The 15,521-nt window shown below is 63.0% G+C and carries 14 protein-coding genes and 1 tRNA gene; 8 read left to right on the top strand and 7 right to left on the bottom strand.

Annotated elements, in window-relative coordinates; all coding sequences use genetic code 11:
* Positions 1 to 20: 20 nt before the first annotated feature.
* From rpoD to K2O50_RS02085, 4 genes are all read left to right on the top strand, one after another.
* On the top strand, positions 21 to 1,871 hold the full coding sequence (gene rpoD, locus K2O50_RS02100; protein WP_050703502.1) for an RNA polymerase sigma factor RpoD: 1,851 nt from the start codon (positions 21 to 23) through the stop codon (positions 1,869 to 1,871).
* Positions 1,872 to 1,991: 120 nt separating this feature from the next.
* Complete coding sequence (locus tag K2O50_RS02095; RefSeq protein ID WP_050703501.1) at positions 1,992 to 5,735, top strand: bifunctional diguanylate cyclase/phosphodiesterase; 3,744 nt, start codon at positions 1,992 to 1,994, stop codon at positions 5,733 to 5,735.
* A gap of 17 nt (positions 5,736 to 5,752) precedes the next feature.
* A tRNA-Ile gene (locus K2O50_RS02090) sits at positions 5,753 to 5,829 on the top strand.
* A gap of 561 nt (positions 5,830 to 6,390) precedes the next feature.
* On the top strand, positions 6,391 to 6,579 hold the full coding sequence (locus tag K2O50_RS02085) for a hypothetical protein (RefSeq protein WP_050703500.1): 189 nt from the start codon (positions 6,391 to 6,393) through the stop codon (positions 6,577 to 6,579).
* Between the two features lie 113 nt (positions 6,580 to 6,692).
* Here the strand turns inward: K2O50_RS02085 and K2O50_RS02080 are convergent, their stop codons facing one another.
* The 5 genes from K2O50_RS02080 to K2O50_RS02060 form a co-directional block, all read right to left on the bottom strand.
* Positions 6,693 to 6,983: a DNA-binding transcriptional regulator gene (locus tag K2O50_RS02080; protein WP_050703537.1), complete on the bottom strand. Its 291-nt coding sequence runs from the start codon at positions 6,981 to 6,983 to the stop codon at positions 6,693 to 6,695.
* Positions 6,983 to 7,297 carry a type II toxin-antitoxin system RelE/ParE family toxin gene (locus K2O50_RS02075; protein WP_050703499.1) on the bottom strand — a complete coding sequence of 105 codons (315 nt, stop codon included), beginning with the start codon at positions 7,295 to 7,297 and terminating at the stop codon, positions 6,983 to 6,985. The genes K2O50_RS02080 and K2O50_RS02075 overlap by 1 nt, the downstream gene beginning before the upstream one ends.
* 243 nt (positions 7,298 to 7,540) lie before the next feature.
* Positions 7,541 to 7,984 carry a hypothetical protein gene (locus tag K2O50_RS02070; RefSeq protein WP_156329572.1) on the bottom strand — a complete coding sequence of 148 codons (444 nt, stop codon included), beginning with the start codon at positions 7,982 to 7,984 and terminating at the stop codon, positions 7,541 to 7,543.
* Positions 7,985 to 8,098: 114 nt separating this feature from the next.
* A complete protein-coding gene (prfH, locus tag K2O50_RS02065; RefSeq protein ID WP_050703536.1) occupies positions 8,099 to 8,719 on the bottom strand; it encodes a peptide chain release factor H in 621 nt (206 codons plus the stop codon).
* Entirely contained in the window at positions 8,719 to 9,855 is a 1,137-nt protein-coding gene (locus K2O50_RS02060; protein ID WP_050703498.1) for an RNA ligase RtcB family protein, read from the bottom strand. The genes prfH and K2O50_RS02060 overlap by 1 nt, the downstream gene beginning before the upstream one ends.
* Positions 9,856 to 10,306: 451 nt before the next feature.
* On the opposite strand from K2O50_RS02060, the gene K2O50_RS02055 reads away from it, so the two are divergent.
* Positions 10,307 to 10,678 (top strand): hypothetical protein, encoded by a 372-nt coding sequence (locus K2O50_RS02055; protein ID WP_046857393.1) that lies wholly within the window; start codon positions 10,307 to 10,309, stop codon positions 10,676 to 10,678.
* Between the two features lie 54 nt (positions 10,679 to 10,732).
* On the opposite strand, the gene K2O50_RS02050 is transcribed toward K2O50_RS02055, so the two are convergent.
* Complete coding sequence (locus tag K2O50_RS02050; RefSeq protein WP_050703497.1) at positions 10,733 to 11,428, bottom strand: CatB-related O-acetyltransferase; 696 nt, start codon at positions 11,426 to 11,428, stop codon at positions 10,733 to 10,735.
* A gap of 156 nt (positions 11,429 to 11,584) precedes the next feature.
* Here K2O50_RS02050 and K2O50_RS02045 point away from each other — a divergent pair, with 156 nt between their 5' ends.
* Positions 11,585 to 12,046, top strand: a complete 462-nt coding sequence (locus K2O50_RS02045) for an Lrp/AsnC family transcriptional regulator (protein WP_050703496.1) — start codon at positions 11,585 to 11,587, stop codon at positions 12,044 to 12,046.
* Positions 12,047 to 12,062: 16 nt separating this feature from the next.
* Here K2O50_RS02045 and K2O50_RS02040 read toward each other — a convergent pair whose 3' ends face one another.
* The gene (locus tag K2O50_RS02040; protein WP_050703495.1) at positions 12,063 to 12,353 is read right to left on the bottom strand and encodes a DUF3077 domain-containing protein; all 291 of its coding nucleotides are present in this window, start codon (positions 12,351 to 12,353) and stop codon (positions 12,063 to 12,065) included.
* Positions 12,354 to 13,005: 652 nt separating this feature from the next.
* On the opposite strand from K2O50_RS02040, the gene K2O50_RS02035 reads away from it, so the two are divergent.
* Both K2O50_RS02035 and K2O50_RS02030 read left to right on the top strand, forming a co-directional pair.
* Complete coding sequence (locus K2O50_RS02035) at positions 13,006 to 14,688, top strand: NAD(P)/FAD-dependent oxidoreductase (protein WP_050703494.1); 1,683 nt, start codon at positions 13,006 to 13,008, stop codon at positions 14,686 to 14,688.
* A gap of 16 nt (positions 14,689 to 14,704) precedes the next feature.
* Complete coding sequence (locus K2O50_RS02030; protein ID WP_050703493.1) at positions 14,705 to 15,487, top strand: carbon-nitrogen hydrolase family protein; 783 nt, start codon at positions 14,705 to 14,707, stop codon at positions 15,485 to 15,487.
* Positions 15,488 to 15,521: the final 34 nt, after the last annotated feature.

The following is a 15,521-nucleotide window of genomic DNA, read 5'->3' as shown; positions in this document are numbered from 1 at the left end:
CCTTCAGTGGATAGGGTGTTATGTCCGGAAAAGCGCAACAGCAATCTCGTATCAAAGAGTTGATCACCCGCGGTCGTGAGCAGGGCTACCTGACTTACGCGGAGGTCAACGACCACCTGCCTGAGGATATTTCAGATCCGGAACAGGTGGAAGACATCATCCGCATGATCAACGACATGGGGATCAACGTATTCGAGAGTGCTCCGGATGCGGATGCCCTGTTGTTGGCGGAAGCCGACACCGACGAAGCCGCAGCCGAAGAAGCCGCCGCAGCGTTGGCGGCAGTAGAGACCGATATCGGCCGCACGACCGACCCGGTGCGCATGTACATGCGCGAAATGGGTACCGTCGAGCTGCTGACCCGCGAAGGCGAGATCGAAATCGCCAAGCGTATCGAGGAAGGCATCCGTGAAGTCATGGGCGCCATCGCTCACTTCCCGGGCACTGTCGACTACATCCTCGGCGAATACGATCGCGTCACCAGCGAAGGTGGCCGTCTGTCCGACGTTCTCAGCGGTTACATCGACCCTGACGACAACATCGCCGCGCCGACCGAAGAAGTGCCGATTCCAGGCGCGAAGGCCGCTGCTGCGAAGGAAGAGGAAGACGAAGAAGACGAAGAAAACGCCGACGGCGATGACGAGGAAGAGGCCGAGAGCGGCCCGGATCCGGTCGTTGCCGCGCAGCGTTTCGGTGCGGTCAAGGATCAGCTGACCGACACCCTCAAAGTGTTGAAGAAGCACGGTCGAGTCCACAAGGACAGCATCGTCGCCATGCAGGCCCTGGCTGACCTGTTCATGCCGATCAAGCTGGTACCGAAACAGTTCGACGTACTGGTCGAGCGTGTACGCGGCGCCCTTGACCGCCTGCGCCAGCAAGAACGCGCCATCATGCAGCTGTGCGTGCGTGACGCCCGCATGCCGCGCGCCGACTTCCTGCGCCTGTTCCCGAGCAACGAGACCGACCAGACCTGGTCCGGTGACCTGGCCAAGCGCAACACCAAGTGGGCCGCCGCCCTGGGTGAAAAGGACGCCGCCATCGTCGCCTGCCAGCAGAAGCTGATCGACCTCGAGACCGAGACCGGCCTGACCGTCGCCGAGATCAAGGACATCAACCGTCGCATGTCCATCGGCGAAGCCAAGGCCCGCCGCGCCAAGAAGGAAATGGTCGAGGCCAACCTGCGTCTGGTGATCTCGATCGCCAAGAAGTACACCAACCGCGGCCTGCAGTTCCTCGACCTGATCCAGGAAGGCAACATCGGCCTGATGAAGGCGGTGGACAAGTTCGAATACCGTCGCGGCTACAAGTTCTCGACCTACGCCACCTGGTGGATCCGCCAGGCGATCACCCGTTCGATCGCCGACCAGGCGCGCACCATCCGTATCCCGGTGCACATGATCGAGACGATCAACAAGCTCAACCGTATTTCCCGGCAGATGCTGCAGGAAATGGGTCGCGAACCGACCCCGGAAGAGCTGGGCGAGCGCATGGAGATGCCTGAGGACAAGATCCGCAAGGTGTTGAAGATCGCCAAGGAGCCGATCTCCATGGAGACCCCGATCGGTGACGACGAAGATTCGCACCTGGGCGACTTCATCGAGGACTCGACCATGCAGTCCCCGATCGACGTGGCCACGGTCGAAAGCCTCAAGGAAGCGACCCGTGACGTGCTCTCGGGCCTGACCGCGCGCGAAGCCAAGGTGCTGCGCATGCGTTTCGGCATCGACATGAACACCGACCACACCCTCGAAGAGGTAGGCAAGCAGTTCGACGTGACCCGCGAGCGGATCCGTCAGATCGAAGCCAAGGCGCTGCGCAAGCTGCGCCACCCGACGCGAAGCGAGCACCTGCGCTCCTTCCTCGACGAGTAAAGAAGAACCCCGGCCCAGGCCGGGGTTTTTCTTATGTGACAGAAGGTCGTTGCCACTGTCTACCCAGCGGGCGAGATGCCCGTCTACACTCGAATCAGTCCCCCTGATCGAGAGGCCGCTATGCCCATGATGCCGGCCTTCCTGTTGCTGCTCCTGCTCGCCTGGAACACAACGGCCGGCGCCCTGACCCTGACCGACGAGGAACAAGCCTGGCTCAGCGCCCACCCGCAGCTGCGCCTGGGCGTCGATGCTTCATGGCCGCCGTTCGAATTTCGCGACCAGGAAGGTCGCTACCAGGGATTGGCCGCCGATTACATCGCCCTGATCCAGGAACGCCTGGGAATCACTCTCAAGCCGATCGAGCCCAGCAGCTGGACCGAAGTGCTCGCACAGGCACGCAGCAACCGTCTCGACTTGCTTCCCGGGATCATGTCCACCCCGGAGCGCCAGAACTACCTGGCCTTCACCCGCCCCTACCTGGACTTCCCGATCGTCATCCTCGCCCACTCCGGCGGCGCGCAACCGCGCAATCTCAAGGACCTCTACGGGCTGAAGATCGCCGTGGTGGAGAACTACGCGCCCCACGAACTGCTGCGCACCCACCACCCGGACCTCAACCTGGTGGCCATGCCCAACGTCAGCTCGACCCTGCAGGCCCTGGCCACCGACGAGGTGGACGCGGTGGTCGGCGACCTCGCCTCGAGCATCTGGAGCCTGCGCCAGCTCAAGCTGGACGGCCTGTACGTCAGCGGCGAAACGCCCTACCGCTACCAGCTGGCCATGGCCGTGCCCCGCCAGCAGAAGGTGCTGGTCGGCATCCTCGACAAGGTGATGGCCGACATGAGCAGCAGCGAAGTCAGCCGAATCCAGCAACGCTGGGTGGGCAACGTCGTCGATCAGCGGACCTTCTGGCACGATGTCCTGCTCTATGGCCTGCCGGCGGTGCTGGTGCTGATGGCCATCCTGGCGGTGGTGATCCGCATCAACCGCCGCCTGAGCTCGGAGATTTCCCGGCGCATCGCCCTGGAGCAGGAACTGCGCAGCAGCGAGTATCACTACCGTGGCCTGGTCGAGAGCCTGTCGGCGGTGGCCTGGGAGGCCGACGCCAACGACTTCAGCTACAGCTATGTCTCGCCCCACGCCGAGGACCTGCTCGGCTACCCCACGGCTGAATGGCTCAAGCCCGGCTTCTGGCGCAGCATCTTGCACCCGGAGGATGCCCTCTGGGCGCAAGCCTACTGTGATAGCGAAACGGCGGCCGGGCGCGACCACAGCCTCGATTACCGGGTGATCCGCGCCGACGGCCATACCCTGTGGGTACGCAACATCGTCAGCATGATCGAGCACGGCCACAAGCCGCTGATGCGCGGGCTGATGATCGACATCAGCGAAACCAAGCACACCGAGGATGCCCTGCGCCTGTCGGAGCAGAAGTTCGCCTCGGTGTTCCAGCAATGCCCGGACATCCTGGTCATTGCCCGGCACAGCGATGGCTGCCTGCTGGAGGTCAACGAAGCCTTCGAGGAGCTGATCGGCCTGAATCCCACCCAGGTGATCGGCCGCACCGCCACCGAGCTCGGCCTGTGGGGCGTGGCCGGCACGGGCCCGGCCCTGCTCGAACGCCTGCACCGCGGCGGTATCCGCAACCTGGAAATGACCTTCCGCCGTAGCAACGGCGAACTGTTCACCGGCCTGACCTCGGCCGAAACCTTCGAACTGGACAACATGCCGGCACTGGTGGTGGCAATCCGCGACATCAGCCAGCTCAAGGAAACCCAGCAGCAGTTGCAGACCTCCGAGGAGAAGTTCGCCAAGGCCTTCCACGCCTCCCCCGACGGCCTGCTGCTCTCGCGCCAGAGCGACGGCCTGCTGCTGGAGGTCAACGAAGGTTTCTGCCGCCTGACCGGCTACGACATCAGCACCACGGTCGACCAGACCTCGCTGGACCTGGGCATCTGGGTCGACCTCAACGAGCGCCAGCGCCTGGTCGATCAACTGCAGCGCGACGGTTTCGTGCGCGACTTCAGCTGCCATATCCGCCGCAGCGACGGGCAGATCCGTCTCTGCGAGCTGTCCGCCCGGCCGCTGCCGATCGGCGGCGTCGACTGCATGCTGACCATCGCCCGCGACATCACCGAGCGCCACCTGATGCAGGAGAAGCTGCAACTGGCCGCCACGGTGTTCGAGAACACCGCCGAGGGCGTGCTGATCACCGACACCGACCAGCGCATCAGTGCGGTCAACCGCGCCTTCAGCGAGATCACCGGCTACAGCGAGATCGAAGCCCTCGGCCAGACCCCGCGCCTGCTCGCCTCCGGCCAGCACGACAGCGCCTTCTACGCCGCCATGTGGCACCAGCTGACCGCCGAGGGGCACTGGCAGGGCGAGATCTTCAACAAACGCAAGAACGGCGAGTTGTACCCCGGCTGGCTGACCATCAGCGCCGTGCGCAACCACGAGCGCGAGATCACTCACTTCGTCGCCGTGTTCGCCGACATCTCCAGCCTCAAGCACGCCCAGGCCAAGCTCGACTACCAGGCCCACCACGACCCGCTCACCGGCCTGCCCAACCGCGCCCTGTTCGAAAGCCGCCTGCAGGCCGCGCTGAACTGCGCGCAGATATCCAACCGCCAGGGCGCGGTGCTGTTCCTCGACCTCGACCGCTTCAAGCACATCAACGACAGCCTCGGCCACCCGGTGGGCGACCTGCTGCTCAAAGGCATCGCCCAGCGCCTCAAGGAGCAGGTGCGCGACGTGGACACCGTGGCCCGCCTCGGCGGCGACGAGTTCATCATTCTCCTGCCCGGCCTGCACAAGCCCAGCGATGCCAGCGCCATCGCCAACAAGCTGCTGGCCGGCTTCCACGCACCGTTCCAGGCCGGCGAGCACGAGTTCTTCACCAGCGCCAGCATCGGTATCAGCTTGTACCCGCAGGACGGCACCGATGTCGCCAGCCTGATCCGCAACGCCGACGCCGCGATGTACCGTTCCAAGGCCAAGGGTCGCAACCGCGTCGAGGCCTACACCCGCGAGCTCACCACCCAGGCCAGCGAACGCATTGCCCTGGAACACGAGCTGCGCCGCGCCATCGAGCGCAACGAGCTGAGCCTGTGCTATCAGCCCAAGTTCAGCCTCAAGACCCAGAGCCTGGTCGGCGCAGAGGCGCTGGTCCGCTGGACCCATCCCACTTTCGGCGAAGTGCCGCCCGAGCAGTTCATCCACTTGGCCGAGGAGAACGGCACCATCCTGCAGCTCGGCGACTGGGTGCTGGAGCAGGCCTGCCGGCAGATGCACGCCTGGAAGAAGGCCTACCATGCCTTTGGCCCGCTCTCGATCAACCTGGCCGGCGCCCAGTTGCGCCAGCCCAGCCTGGCCCGGCGCATCGAACAGTTGCTGCGCAGCTACCAGCTCAAGGCCGGCGACCTGCAGCTGGAGATCACCGAGAACTTCATCATGAGCCAGGCCGAGGAAGCGCTGAGCGTGCTGCATCAGCTCAAGCTGCTGGGCGTGCAACTGGCCATCGACGACTTCGGCACCGGCTACTCGTCGCTCAGCTACCTCAAGCGCCTGCCGCTGGACATCCTCAAGATCGACCAGTCGTTCATCCGCGGCCTGCCCGATGACCCCCACGACGCCGCCATTGCCCGCGCCATCATCGCCCTGGGCCGCAGCATGCAGCTGACGATCATTGCCGAAGGCGTGGAAAACCAGGCGCAGCAACGCTTCCTGGCCGCCGAAGGCTGCGAGCAGATCCAGGGCTACATCGTCAGCCTGCCACTGCCGCCGGACGAGTTCGCGGCGACCTTTCTTCGCATAGCACAAACGGATCTTTCGGATGGCACGCTATCGAAACCCTCGTTATAATCCTGCGCACCTGCTGAGGGCCTATAGCTCAGTTGGTTAGAGCAGAGGACTCATAATCCTTTGGTCCACGGTTCGAGTCCGTGTGGGCCCACCAACAAAATCAATGGTTTACGCCTAATAAGCGTAGGCCATTTGTGTTTTTAGGGCATAAATTTTCCCCGTTTCGTCCACACCGTCGCGCAACTGACGCGCTCCCCGGCGCAAAGTGCAGGGGCCAAGGCCAGGTATCAGCCCAGATTTCACGTAGCGGCGCGCTCCCCGTCCACGCCCAGCGCACTAGATGAGTCAACGCCTCACTGGTCGTTTACGTTGTGCCGATAACGGCAGACAAACGTCTATCGTGCCGTGACTTCCTCGGTGGCCCCCAGAAGCTGAGAGCAATGCAAACCGAATTCCACGCAAAGGTTGGTTAGCAGCGCGGCCTGGAGCGCGGTGTGGAGGGCTCCAAGGCAAAACATGAGGCGGTGTCGGCGTTCTATTCGACCCTGGCTGCTGCGGATGAAGCGCCAATGCCCATGGCGCAGCCCGTCATGCACGCTCAAAACAGGCAGCGCTATCGCGCACCAGAGCAGCGAAGAAAGCAACCGCCCTGGTGGCGGATCGGCAGCGTGCAGTTGAACGACAAGAGCAGCAACTGCGCAGCGGAGCGCAGGATATGGATCAACGCACCAGGAACTTAGATGGCCTGAGGAATCGGCTCAGGGAGGCGGAGCATAAGGCGGCGCTGCTCGCTGCTGAAAAAGCCGCTCTGGAGCACAGGGTAGAGCTGCTTGAGCGCAGCCTGAACAATGAGAAACCGCCGACGCGATGGACTGGCGACGACCTGGAACTAACACTGACCTGAAGTCCCAGCATTGGGTGTAGACTCTGCAGACGTTGAAGCGTCCTGTGAGAACAGCAGGCCAGCCACTATCCGGCTGCGCTTACAGAAAAACCGCCCTACCAAGGCGGTTTTTTTTACTGCTTCAGTGCGGCAAGGACATTAGCCGGGTCGTTATGGATGGCCCGGAGCAAAGCCCTGGCAGGCCCTTCAGGGTCTCGACGCCCCTGCTCCCAATTGCGCAAAGTACCCACGGCAACGTCAATCGTTTCGGCAAAGGCAATCTGCGACAACCCTGTAGCCTTGCGAATGTTTTTGACTTGTACGGCGTCTACGTGAAATTCACGGGACGGTTGACGCTCGCCCCGATCAATCTCGTTCATCTGCGTCATGCTTTCTTTCAGGCGATTGAACAGACCCTTTTCCATCATTGCCACCCTTCGTTCAGTTTGCGCAGCTCTTTCCTCTCGTCTTCTGAGAGGTCGTCTTTCACGCCCTTCCGGTAGATCACCAGTAGCCGAATCTGCGCAGCTGCGGTGATGTAGTAGTAGATCACTCGAACTCCACCACGCTTGCCCTTGCCGTTTGCAGCCCAGCGAATCTTGCGAAGCCCGCCAGTGTGCTGGATCACATCCCCAGCGGTCGGGTTCACAGCCAAATGCTGCTGGAAAGCCCTGTATTCATCATCACTCAGCAGCTCATGCAAGTCCTCAGTGAAGATCGACGTCTCGACGAAAATCATTGCTTCCCTTGCGCGCCCTTATGCGTCATTGGCGTAGCTGCACTATAGGCCAGCGTGCGGCTTTCTTCAACCCTGCCCAAGCCGGGCGAAAATCCGGCGCGAAAAAAAATCCGGTCAGAAAATCACTTATCCCCCTCTCGCCGACGCGCTTTGCGTCGCAAAAAAGTGCAAAGGCCGTGGGTAGTGCAACTGAATGCCCGGCCCAGGCCCGCTGCGGGCTCTGGCAGCTGAACGGCCATTGCACTAAGTGCAAAGTTTTGCAAAGGAATGCAAAGCCATTGCACGAGAAACTGGCAGATTGTGGCCGCGCTCTGCGGCACCAGACCCAATGGCAATAGGGGTGCGCCCGGATTTTTTCAACATGCACCGCTCAGTTTTGACGGTGCTATTTCTGCTCCATTGGACGCAGGAATAGAGCCTTGCTCCCAGCAATCGCAAGGCTTTCAGGCTTTCAGGCTTGATAGAGAGGCTTTGGAGGTTGCCCTCAACTGCACCGCAGAGCTGATTACGGGGCAGCTGAATGTGGATCAAAGGACGCTGCGAAAAATCCTCAAACCCACCGAGGCCGATTGCCCAGCCCCGGCAGATACCGCATGAGCCGCTTTGCGAACCGACTGGCTCCGACTTTCTGGTCTTGCCCGCGCCTTTGTGTTTTTGGCGGGGTCGCCTCAGATACGGAATGCTCATTTGCAACGCGTAAACCCGACTGCAAGCCGGGTCCTTTCCTCATCCGTTTTTGTGGAGCCGGCATCGTCTACACCGCCCGGCCTGACTTTTGCTCGACGACTATTCGCACACAATCTACTCGTCGGCCGGCTCGAAGCGCTCGCCACGAAACACCCGAAGGGGATTGCCACGCTCGATGCGGTGATGGAACAACCGCCGCTCCGCGCGCAGTTCGCTGTCGACCTGCTCTGCCTGCTGCGCCAGGCGTTGACCGATGAGCAGCAGCGCCAAGCGTTTGTTGGCGTGCTGGCTACGCTCGCTCTGTACCTTGACGCTGACGCCGCTGGCCAGGTGCGTGGCGCGCACTGCCGAGTCGGTGGTGTTGACATGCTGGCCACCCGGCCCGGACGAACGCAAGGTCTCGAAGTGGATCTCGCTCGCCAGTTCCGGTGCCGGTGGCGCAAACCGTGCGCCCCCAAAGAACCAGTTCTTGCGCGCATGCCCAGGCCGGTACGGACTGCTGCACGTCCATTGCAGCGAGCCCGTCCAGTGATCCGCCAGGCGCTCGGCCTGCTCACCATCCAGTGCCAGCAACACCGAGCGCAAGGTACCGCGCCGCGGCCCCGATTCTTCTTCGAGTATCCGTACCGCCACGGCCTGGGCATCCGCTTCGGCCTGCAGCCTGAGCAATGCCTTGGCCACTGCCAGGGCACATTCTTCCGGCCCCTGAGCCGCCGAGAGTTGCAGTAGGATCATCAGCAGCACCCTCCGCGCGTCTTGTAGGTGAGCACCGGTTTCAGTCGTGCCAGCACGCGAACCAACCCCGCTTCACGCAAGGCACCCACCACCGAGTCGATAGCCTTGTAGGCCTCCGGCGCTTCCTCGTAGATCAGCGCCCGGTCGGCGCAGATCACGCGGCTGCCTAGTGCCGTACGACTCAGTTGCTCGACGCTGTAGCGCGAGGCGAGGCGGTCCTTGCACTCGCTGCGCATCCATTTGCGTCCGGCGCCATGGGCCAGGGACAACAGGCTGCGCTCGTCGGCGATCGGCTGTACCAAGTAGCTGTAGTCGCCGCGCGAACCAGGGATCACCACCGCCCCCTGATCCGACGGTGTGGCGCCTTTGCGATGCAGCCAACCATCGAGCCCGTCGACCTGCGCTGGCGACACCAGGTTGTGGTTGATGTCGAGCAGTACATCGCCATCGGCACGCAAGCGGTCGAGCATGCGCCGGGCAATCAACTGACGGTTGGCTTCGGCAAAACGCAGCGCGCCGTCGTGCCGGCCCAGGTAATGAGTGCTGGCCTCGCTGCCCGCCTCCAGTCCGTGATGACCGAACAGGTCGACCTGCTCACGCAAGATCGCCTCGCCCAAACCACGCGAGCCGCTGTGCACCAGCAACAGCAGGTGTTTGCGCTCGATGCCCAAGGCTGCCAGGGCCGTATCGTCGTAGCTTTCATCGAGTTGCTGCAGCTCGGCGAAGTGGTTACCACCACCAATGGTGCCTAGAGAACGCTCGTGCCCCGTGGCAGGCAAACCGAAGCTGGCGACGGCCTCCTGCCACGTCTCGTCGAGCGGCAGGTCGAGGTTGCCAAGGCGTTTCTCCAGCTTGTCCAGATGCAGCTTGGCGGTCGGGATGTCCGTGCGCCACAGCGCCATGCCACAGCCGATGTCATTGCCGACCAGCGCCGGGTACAAACGCCCCACGGAAAAGAATGCCGCGCCGACCGGATAGCCACGCCCCGGATGCAGGTCCGGCATGCCGGCCACCCGATGCATGCCCCCTAGGCGAGCGGTGGTTTCGAGTTGTTGGATCGCTTTTCCTTCGATCCAGGTGTCGTCCGCGGCGACCAATACGGCGCCGTCGGACAAATTGCGAATGCAAGTGCCCATAGTCCAATCCTGATGGGTTGAAACAAAAAGATGTTCGGATTGGCAGGCCAGAGGCCGGGCGTTGCGGTACCGCTAACGAGTAGCGGCGAATGCGTTCAAGCCAGGCGCGACCTGCAAAGGGTGATCAACTGTTGCATGATGTACCTCCTTTGCTGTCGGGTGAGAGAAGGCGGGGATCTTAGGTATGTAATTGCCACCTTGCAACAACCTTGATCACATTTTCACCAGGAGAACAACGTCATGGCCGAAAAACCTGGCCGCTCCGCGGTACAAAAAACAATACACGGGCGGTACAGTGCCCAGCTTCCCCTGGATTTGTAGCTCGGGTCGCGCTGACCAGCGGCAAAGTGCCTTTAGCACACCCGTTCTATTTCGCCATTACTGCCGCGTTTCTAGAATCCCTCCATCGCTTCGGCACCGGGTCGGAGCCCAGTGATCGAGGGAACGTCACATGAACATCCAAGGAACGCTTGGGGCCCTGCTCGTTGTACCGATGCTGGCCACGCTCGCAGGTTGCGTGGCACCGGGCTCCTACAACCAGGGCCAGCAGCCCAGCCAGATGGCCGGCGGCAACGCCCCGTGCACGCCCAGTGCGACCGACAACCTGATCTCCACCGGCCGCAGCCTGCTCAGCATCGCCAACTCCGTGCTCGAAACCAAGAACAGCATGAATGGCACTTCAGCCACCTATGACCAACGCATGCAGCTTGCGGAGAACGCGCAGAAGGTCAACAAGGGCAACCAGATGCTCGACAACGTCGAGAGCATGACTGCTGGCCTGAAGTCGCCTTGCGCCACGGCGCAGACCAGTGCGTCACGTTGATCAAATCCGATCAGGGCTGCGCAGCAGCCCCGGTCGTGACAGATTCTCGGCAATTCAAGCCGACGTCAGCACCTTGCAGCCACGCCGCGAAATCTCGATCCTCGCGTAACTTGCCTCACCGAGCCCGCTGATCCGATCAAGACAGGCGGCAGGGTCGTGCAGCGGCAGCTCCAGCAACTGCCGGGTATCGCGCTCCCACCAGCGCGATGCGAGCAAGCGCTCGATCATCGCTTCCGGGTATCGATAACGCACGACCTTGGCTGGAAAGCCCGCCACCACGGCATAGGGCGGCACGTCCCGGGTGACCAGGGCGCGGGTGGCGATGATCGCGCCCGTGCCCACCTCGACGCCTTCCATGATCATCGCGCCCTCGCCGATCCACACGTCGTGGCCGATCCGCGCCGGTGTGCTCGGCGGTTCGTATTGCCACTGGGTGCCGGTGAACTGGAAAGGGTGCGAACTCAGCCAGTCGGTCGGGTGAGCGTATTTTTCCTGGCCGATGACCACTGCACTGCCAATGGAGCAGTAACGCCCGATCGATTCGACCACCTGCAGCGAACCGCCGCTGCGGATATAGGTATGAGCCCCGATCGAGACGTCGAGGGTGGCGGCGCTGACCGCCACATCGCCAATGCGCACTTCGGCCTCGAGCGCCAGCTTTGCCCGCTTGCCAAACTTGGAAATGCCTGTGCTCACCTTGCAACCGTGTTGGCGAATCCATCGCCGCCAGTACCAGTCCTTGAACTTCATGGGTCAATCACTCCTGCCATGGTCCAGGCTGCCCGATGGCAGCGGCCTGCCATCGTACCGCCTTGTCGGCGCAATGCCAGCCCCGGACGCCTCTGTGCGCCTTGCGCGAAGCGGTCGCGCTTGCATAGGCTAGCAGCTCGACAAAAGAGACCTACCATGCCGGCCACCTCCTCCATCGCCCTTGACGCCATCGATCGCCAGTTGATCGCGCTGCTGCAGATCAATGCCCGCGAAAGTGTCGCCACCCTCGCCCGCCAACTGGGCATCGCCCGCACCACGGTGAACTCGCGGCTCGAGCGCCTGGAGCGCAACAAGGTGATCACCGGCTATGGCGTGCGCCTGGGGCAGCGCCTGATCGGCGGCGGCCTGCAGGCATACGTGGGGATCAAGGCACAGCCACGCTCGGGCAAAGACATCGTGCGCCACCTCAGCGCCATGGGGCAGGTCCAGCAACTGTGCGCGGTCAGTGGCGAATTCGACTACGTGGCCTGGCTGCTCAGCGACTCGCCGGAGCAACTGGACCAGTTGCTCGACCTGATCGGCAGCCTCGACGGGGTGGAGAAGACCACCACGTCGATCATCCTCAGCAGCAAAGTGGACCGCGGCCAGCCGAGCTGACCGCGGCCCCCGGCCCTCAGGCCTCCATCGCGTCGAGCAGCCCTTCCAGCAGCGCGCGCACCGTTTCCGCCGAATGCAGGATCGACCAGATCATCGCCCGCCCCGCCTCGGGAGCATGATGCTGGGCGTATTCATCGGCGATTTCCTGGATGGCCCGGGCCAGCATGCTGGCGTGGACCAGGGCGTCGGCGGCATCGACGCCGGGGCGCACGGTGAAGATGGGGGGATGGCTGGACTGGCAGGAGCAGAAGGACTGCTCGGTGGTCGGGTTCAGGGCGAGGGGTGGGTCGGGGACGATCTTTTTCATAGCGCAGTATCCAAGTTGAGCCAGGAATTACTGCCATCGGCATCCTTCTCACGGGAATTGGGTGGCAGCCGTACGCGGGGTGAGAATCCGGCCAACTTGGAAACCGGCCAGGCAAAAGCCTGCCCGCGCAAGGCTGCCATAACGCATGCCTCGGCGCTCAAAGTTGGAAGAGGGTTCTCACGCCCGCTCACCGAATAGGCGGTGACCGGCTGAAGTTAACCGCGAAGGGTTCTCCCAAACTGCCAGACCGAGGCTACATGGCTCGTAGGATACTTCCTGTTATTACATGTCTCTGTAGGACCAAGCTGATTCTCGTCAGAAAGACGCGGTCGCTATCGGGGCGCGCAGGAAACAAAGTTGCAAGCATCACCAGCGTGGGGGCGGCGGTGCGCCGATGCGACTTGCCCAGCGATGCGGTGTATGGCACCGGCTCCGCCGGTGATCGCGGGTCAAGCCCGCTCCCACGAAGGGTGCAGCTTACACCGAGGAATAATCGTCATTTTTTGCAAAATACAGAACACTATGACTAAACAAAGCACATAACGACGCCAATCTGCACCTTAATTACGAACACCCCACTTCATAAAATGGCCACCAGGCATTCTCTATACTCAGGCTCCGCCCCCTGCGCAGCCCCTGGCAAGGTCATTACATGAACAAGAAAAACCGCCACCCCGCCGACGGCAAGAAACCCATCACCATCTTCGGTCCCGACTTCCCGTTCGCCTTCGACGACTGGCTGGAACACCCGGCCGGCCTGGGCAGCATTCCCAAGGAGCGCCATGGCGAAGAGGTGGCGATCGTCGGTGGCGGCATCGCCGGGCTGGTGGCGGCCTACGAGCTGATGAAGCTGGGCCTCAAGCCGGTGGTGTACGAGGCCTCCAAGCTGGGTGGCCGGCTGCGCTCGCAGGCGTTCAACGGCACCGACGGCATCGTCGCCGAACTGGGCGGCATGCGCTTCCCGGTGTCGTCCACGGCGTTCTACCACTACGTCGACAAGCTGGGCCTGGAGACCAAGCCTTTCCCCAACCCGCTGACCCCGGCTTCGGGCAGCACGGTCATCGACCTGGAAGGTCAGACCTACTACGCCGAAAAATCCGCCGACCTGCCGCAGCTGTTCCACGAAGTGGCCGACGCCTGGGCCGACGCCCTGGAGAGCGGCGCGCAGTTCGGCGATATCCAGCAGGCCATTCGCGACCGCGACGTGCCGCGCCTGAAGGACCTGTGGAACAAGCTCGTGCCACTGTGGGACGACCGCACCTTCTATGACTTCGTCGCCACCTCGCGCTCGTTCGCCAAGCTGAGCTTCCAGCACCGCGAAGTGTTCGGCCAGGTCGGCTTCGGCACCGGCGGCTGGGACTCGGACTTCCCCAACTCGATGCTGGAAATCTTCCGCGTGGTGATGACCAACTGCGACGATCACCAGCACCTGGTGGTCGGCGGCGTCGAGCAGGTGCCGCAGGGCATCTGGCGCCATGTACCGGAACGTTGCGCCCACTGGCCGGCCGGCACCAGCCTCAGCGGCCTGCACGGCGGCGCGCCGCGTACCGGGGTCAAGCGCATCGCCCGGGCCAGCGATGGTCGCCTGGCGGTCACCGACAACTACGGTGACGTGCGCCACTACGCGGCAGTGCTCACCACCTGCCAGAGCTGGCTGCTGACCACCCAGATCGACTGCGAGGAGTCGCTGTTCTCGCAGAAGATGTGGATGGCCCTGGACCGTACCCGCTACATGCAGTCGTCGAAGACCTTCGTCATGGTCGACCGGCCGTTCTGGAAGGACAAGGACCCGGAAACCGGCCGCGACCTGATGAGCATGACCCTCACCGATCGCCTGACCCGCGGCACCTACCTGTTCGACAACGGCGACGATAAGCCGGGGGTGATCTGCCTGTCCTACGCGTGGATGAGCGACGCCCTGAAGATGCTGCCGCACCCGACCGAAAAACGCGTGCAGCTGGCCCTCGACGCACTGAAGAAGATCTACCCCAAGACCGATATCGCCGGGCATATCATCGGCGACCCGATCACCATCTCGTGGGAGGCCGACCCGCACTTCCTCGGCGCCTTCAAGGGCGCGCTGCCGGGCCACTACCGCTACAACCAGCGCATGTACGCGCACTTCATGCAGCAGGACATGCCCGCCGAACAGCGCGGCATCTTCATCGCCGGTGACGACGTGTCGTGGACCCCGGCCTGGGTGGAAGGCGCGGTGCAGACTTCGCTCAATGCGGTGTGGGGTATCATGAACCACTTCGGTGGCCAGACCCACCCGGACAACCCCGGCCCGGGCGATGTGTTCCACGAGATCGGCCCGATCGCCCTGGCCGACTGAGCGTAGGAGTAGCGCCATGCGCATCGCCCTGTTCCAGGGCACGCCCAAGCCGTTGGACGTGCCCGGCAATCTCGAGCGCCTGCAACACCAGGCCCAGCAGGCCGCCGCTCAAGGCGCGCAGTTGCTGGTGTGCCCGGAGATGTTCCTCAGCGGCTACAACATCGGCCTGGACCAGGTGGAACGACTGGCCGAGGCCGAGGACGGTCCCTCGGCCATGAGCGTCGTCGAGATCGCCCAGGCGCACCGGATCGCCATCGTCTACGGCTATCCGGAACGGGCCGAGGACGGGTCGATCCACAACAGCGTGCAACTGATCGACGCCCATGGCCGCAGCCTGTGCAACTACCGCAAGACCCACCTGTTCGGTGAGCTGGACCGCTCGATGTTCAGCCCGGGCGCCGATCACTTCCCGGTGGTCGAGCTGGACGGCTGGAAGGTCGGGCTGCTGATCTGCTACGACATCGAATTCCCGGAGAACGCCCGGCGCCTGGCGCTGAACGGCGCCGAGCTGATCCTGGTGCCGACGGCGAACATGGCACCTTACGACTTCGTCTGCCAGGTGACCGTGCGCTCGCGGGCGCAGGAGAACCAGTGTTATCTGGTGTACGCCAACTACTGCGGCAGCGAGGGCGAGATCCGGTATTGCGGGCAGAGCAGCATCGTCGGGCCGGATGGCGATGTGCTGGTGATGGCCGGGGACGAAGAGGGGCTGTTGCTGGCGGACCTGCAACGCGAGCGGGTATTGAAAGGGCGGGAGGCGTTTCCCTACCTGGCTGACCTGCGTCGGGATCTGCATTAACAGTCGGCCCTTTCAAGGTATTGAGAATTGGCGC

It is taken from the genome of Pseudomonas sp. 2hn, assembly GCF_019646095.1.
In the GTDB taxonomy this organism is placed as follows: domain Bacteria; phylum Pseudomonadota; class Gammaproteobacteria; order Pseudomonadales; family Pseudomonadaceae; genus Aquipseudomonas; species Aquipseudomonas peradeniyensis.
This window is presented reverse-complemented; position numbering and strand designations above follow the sequence as displayed.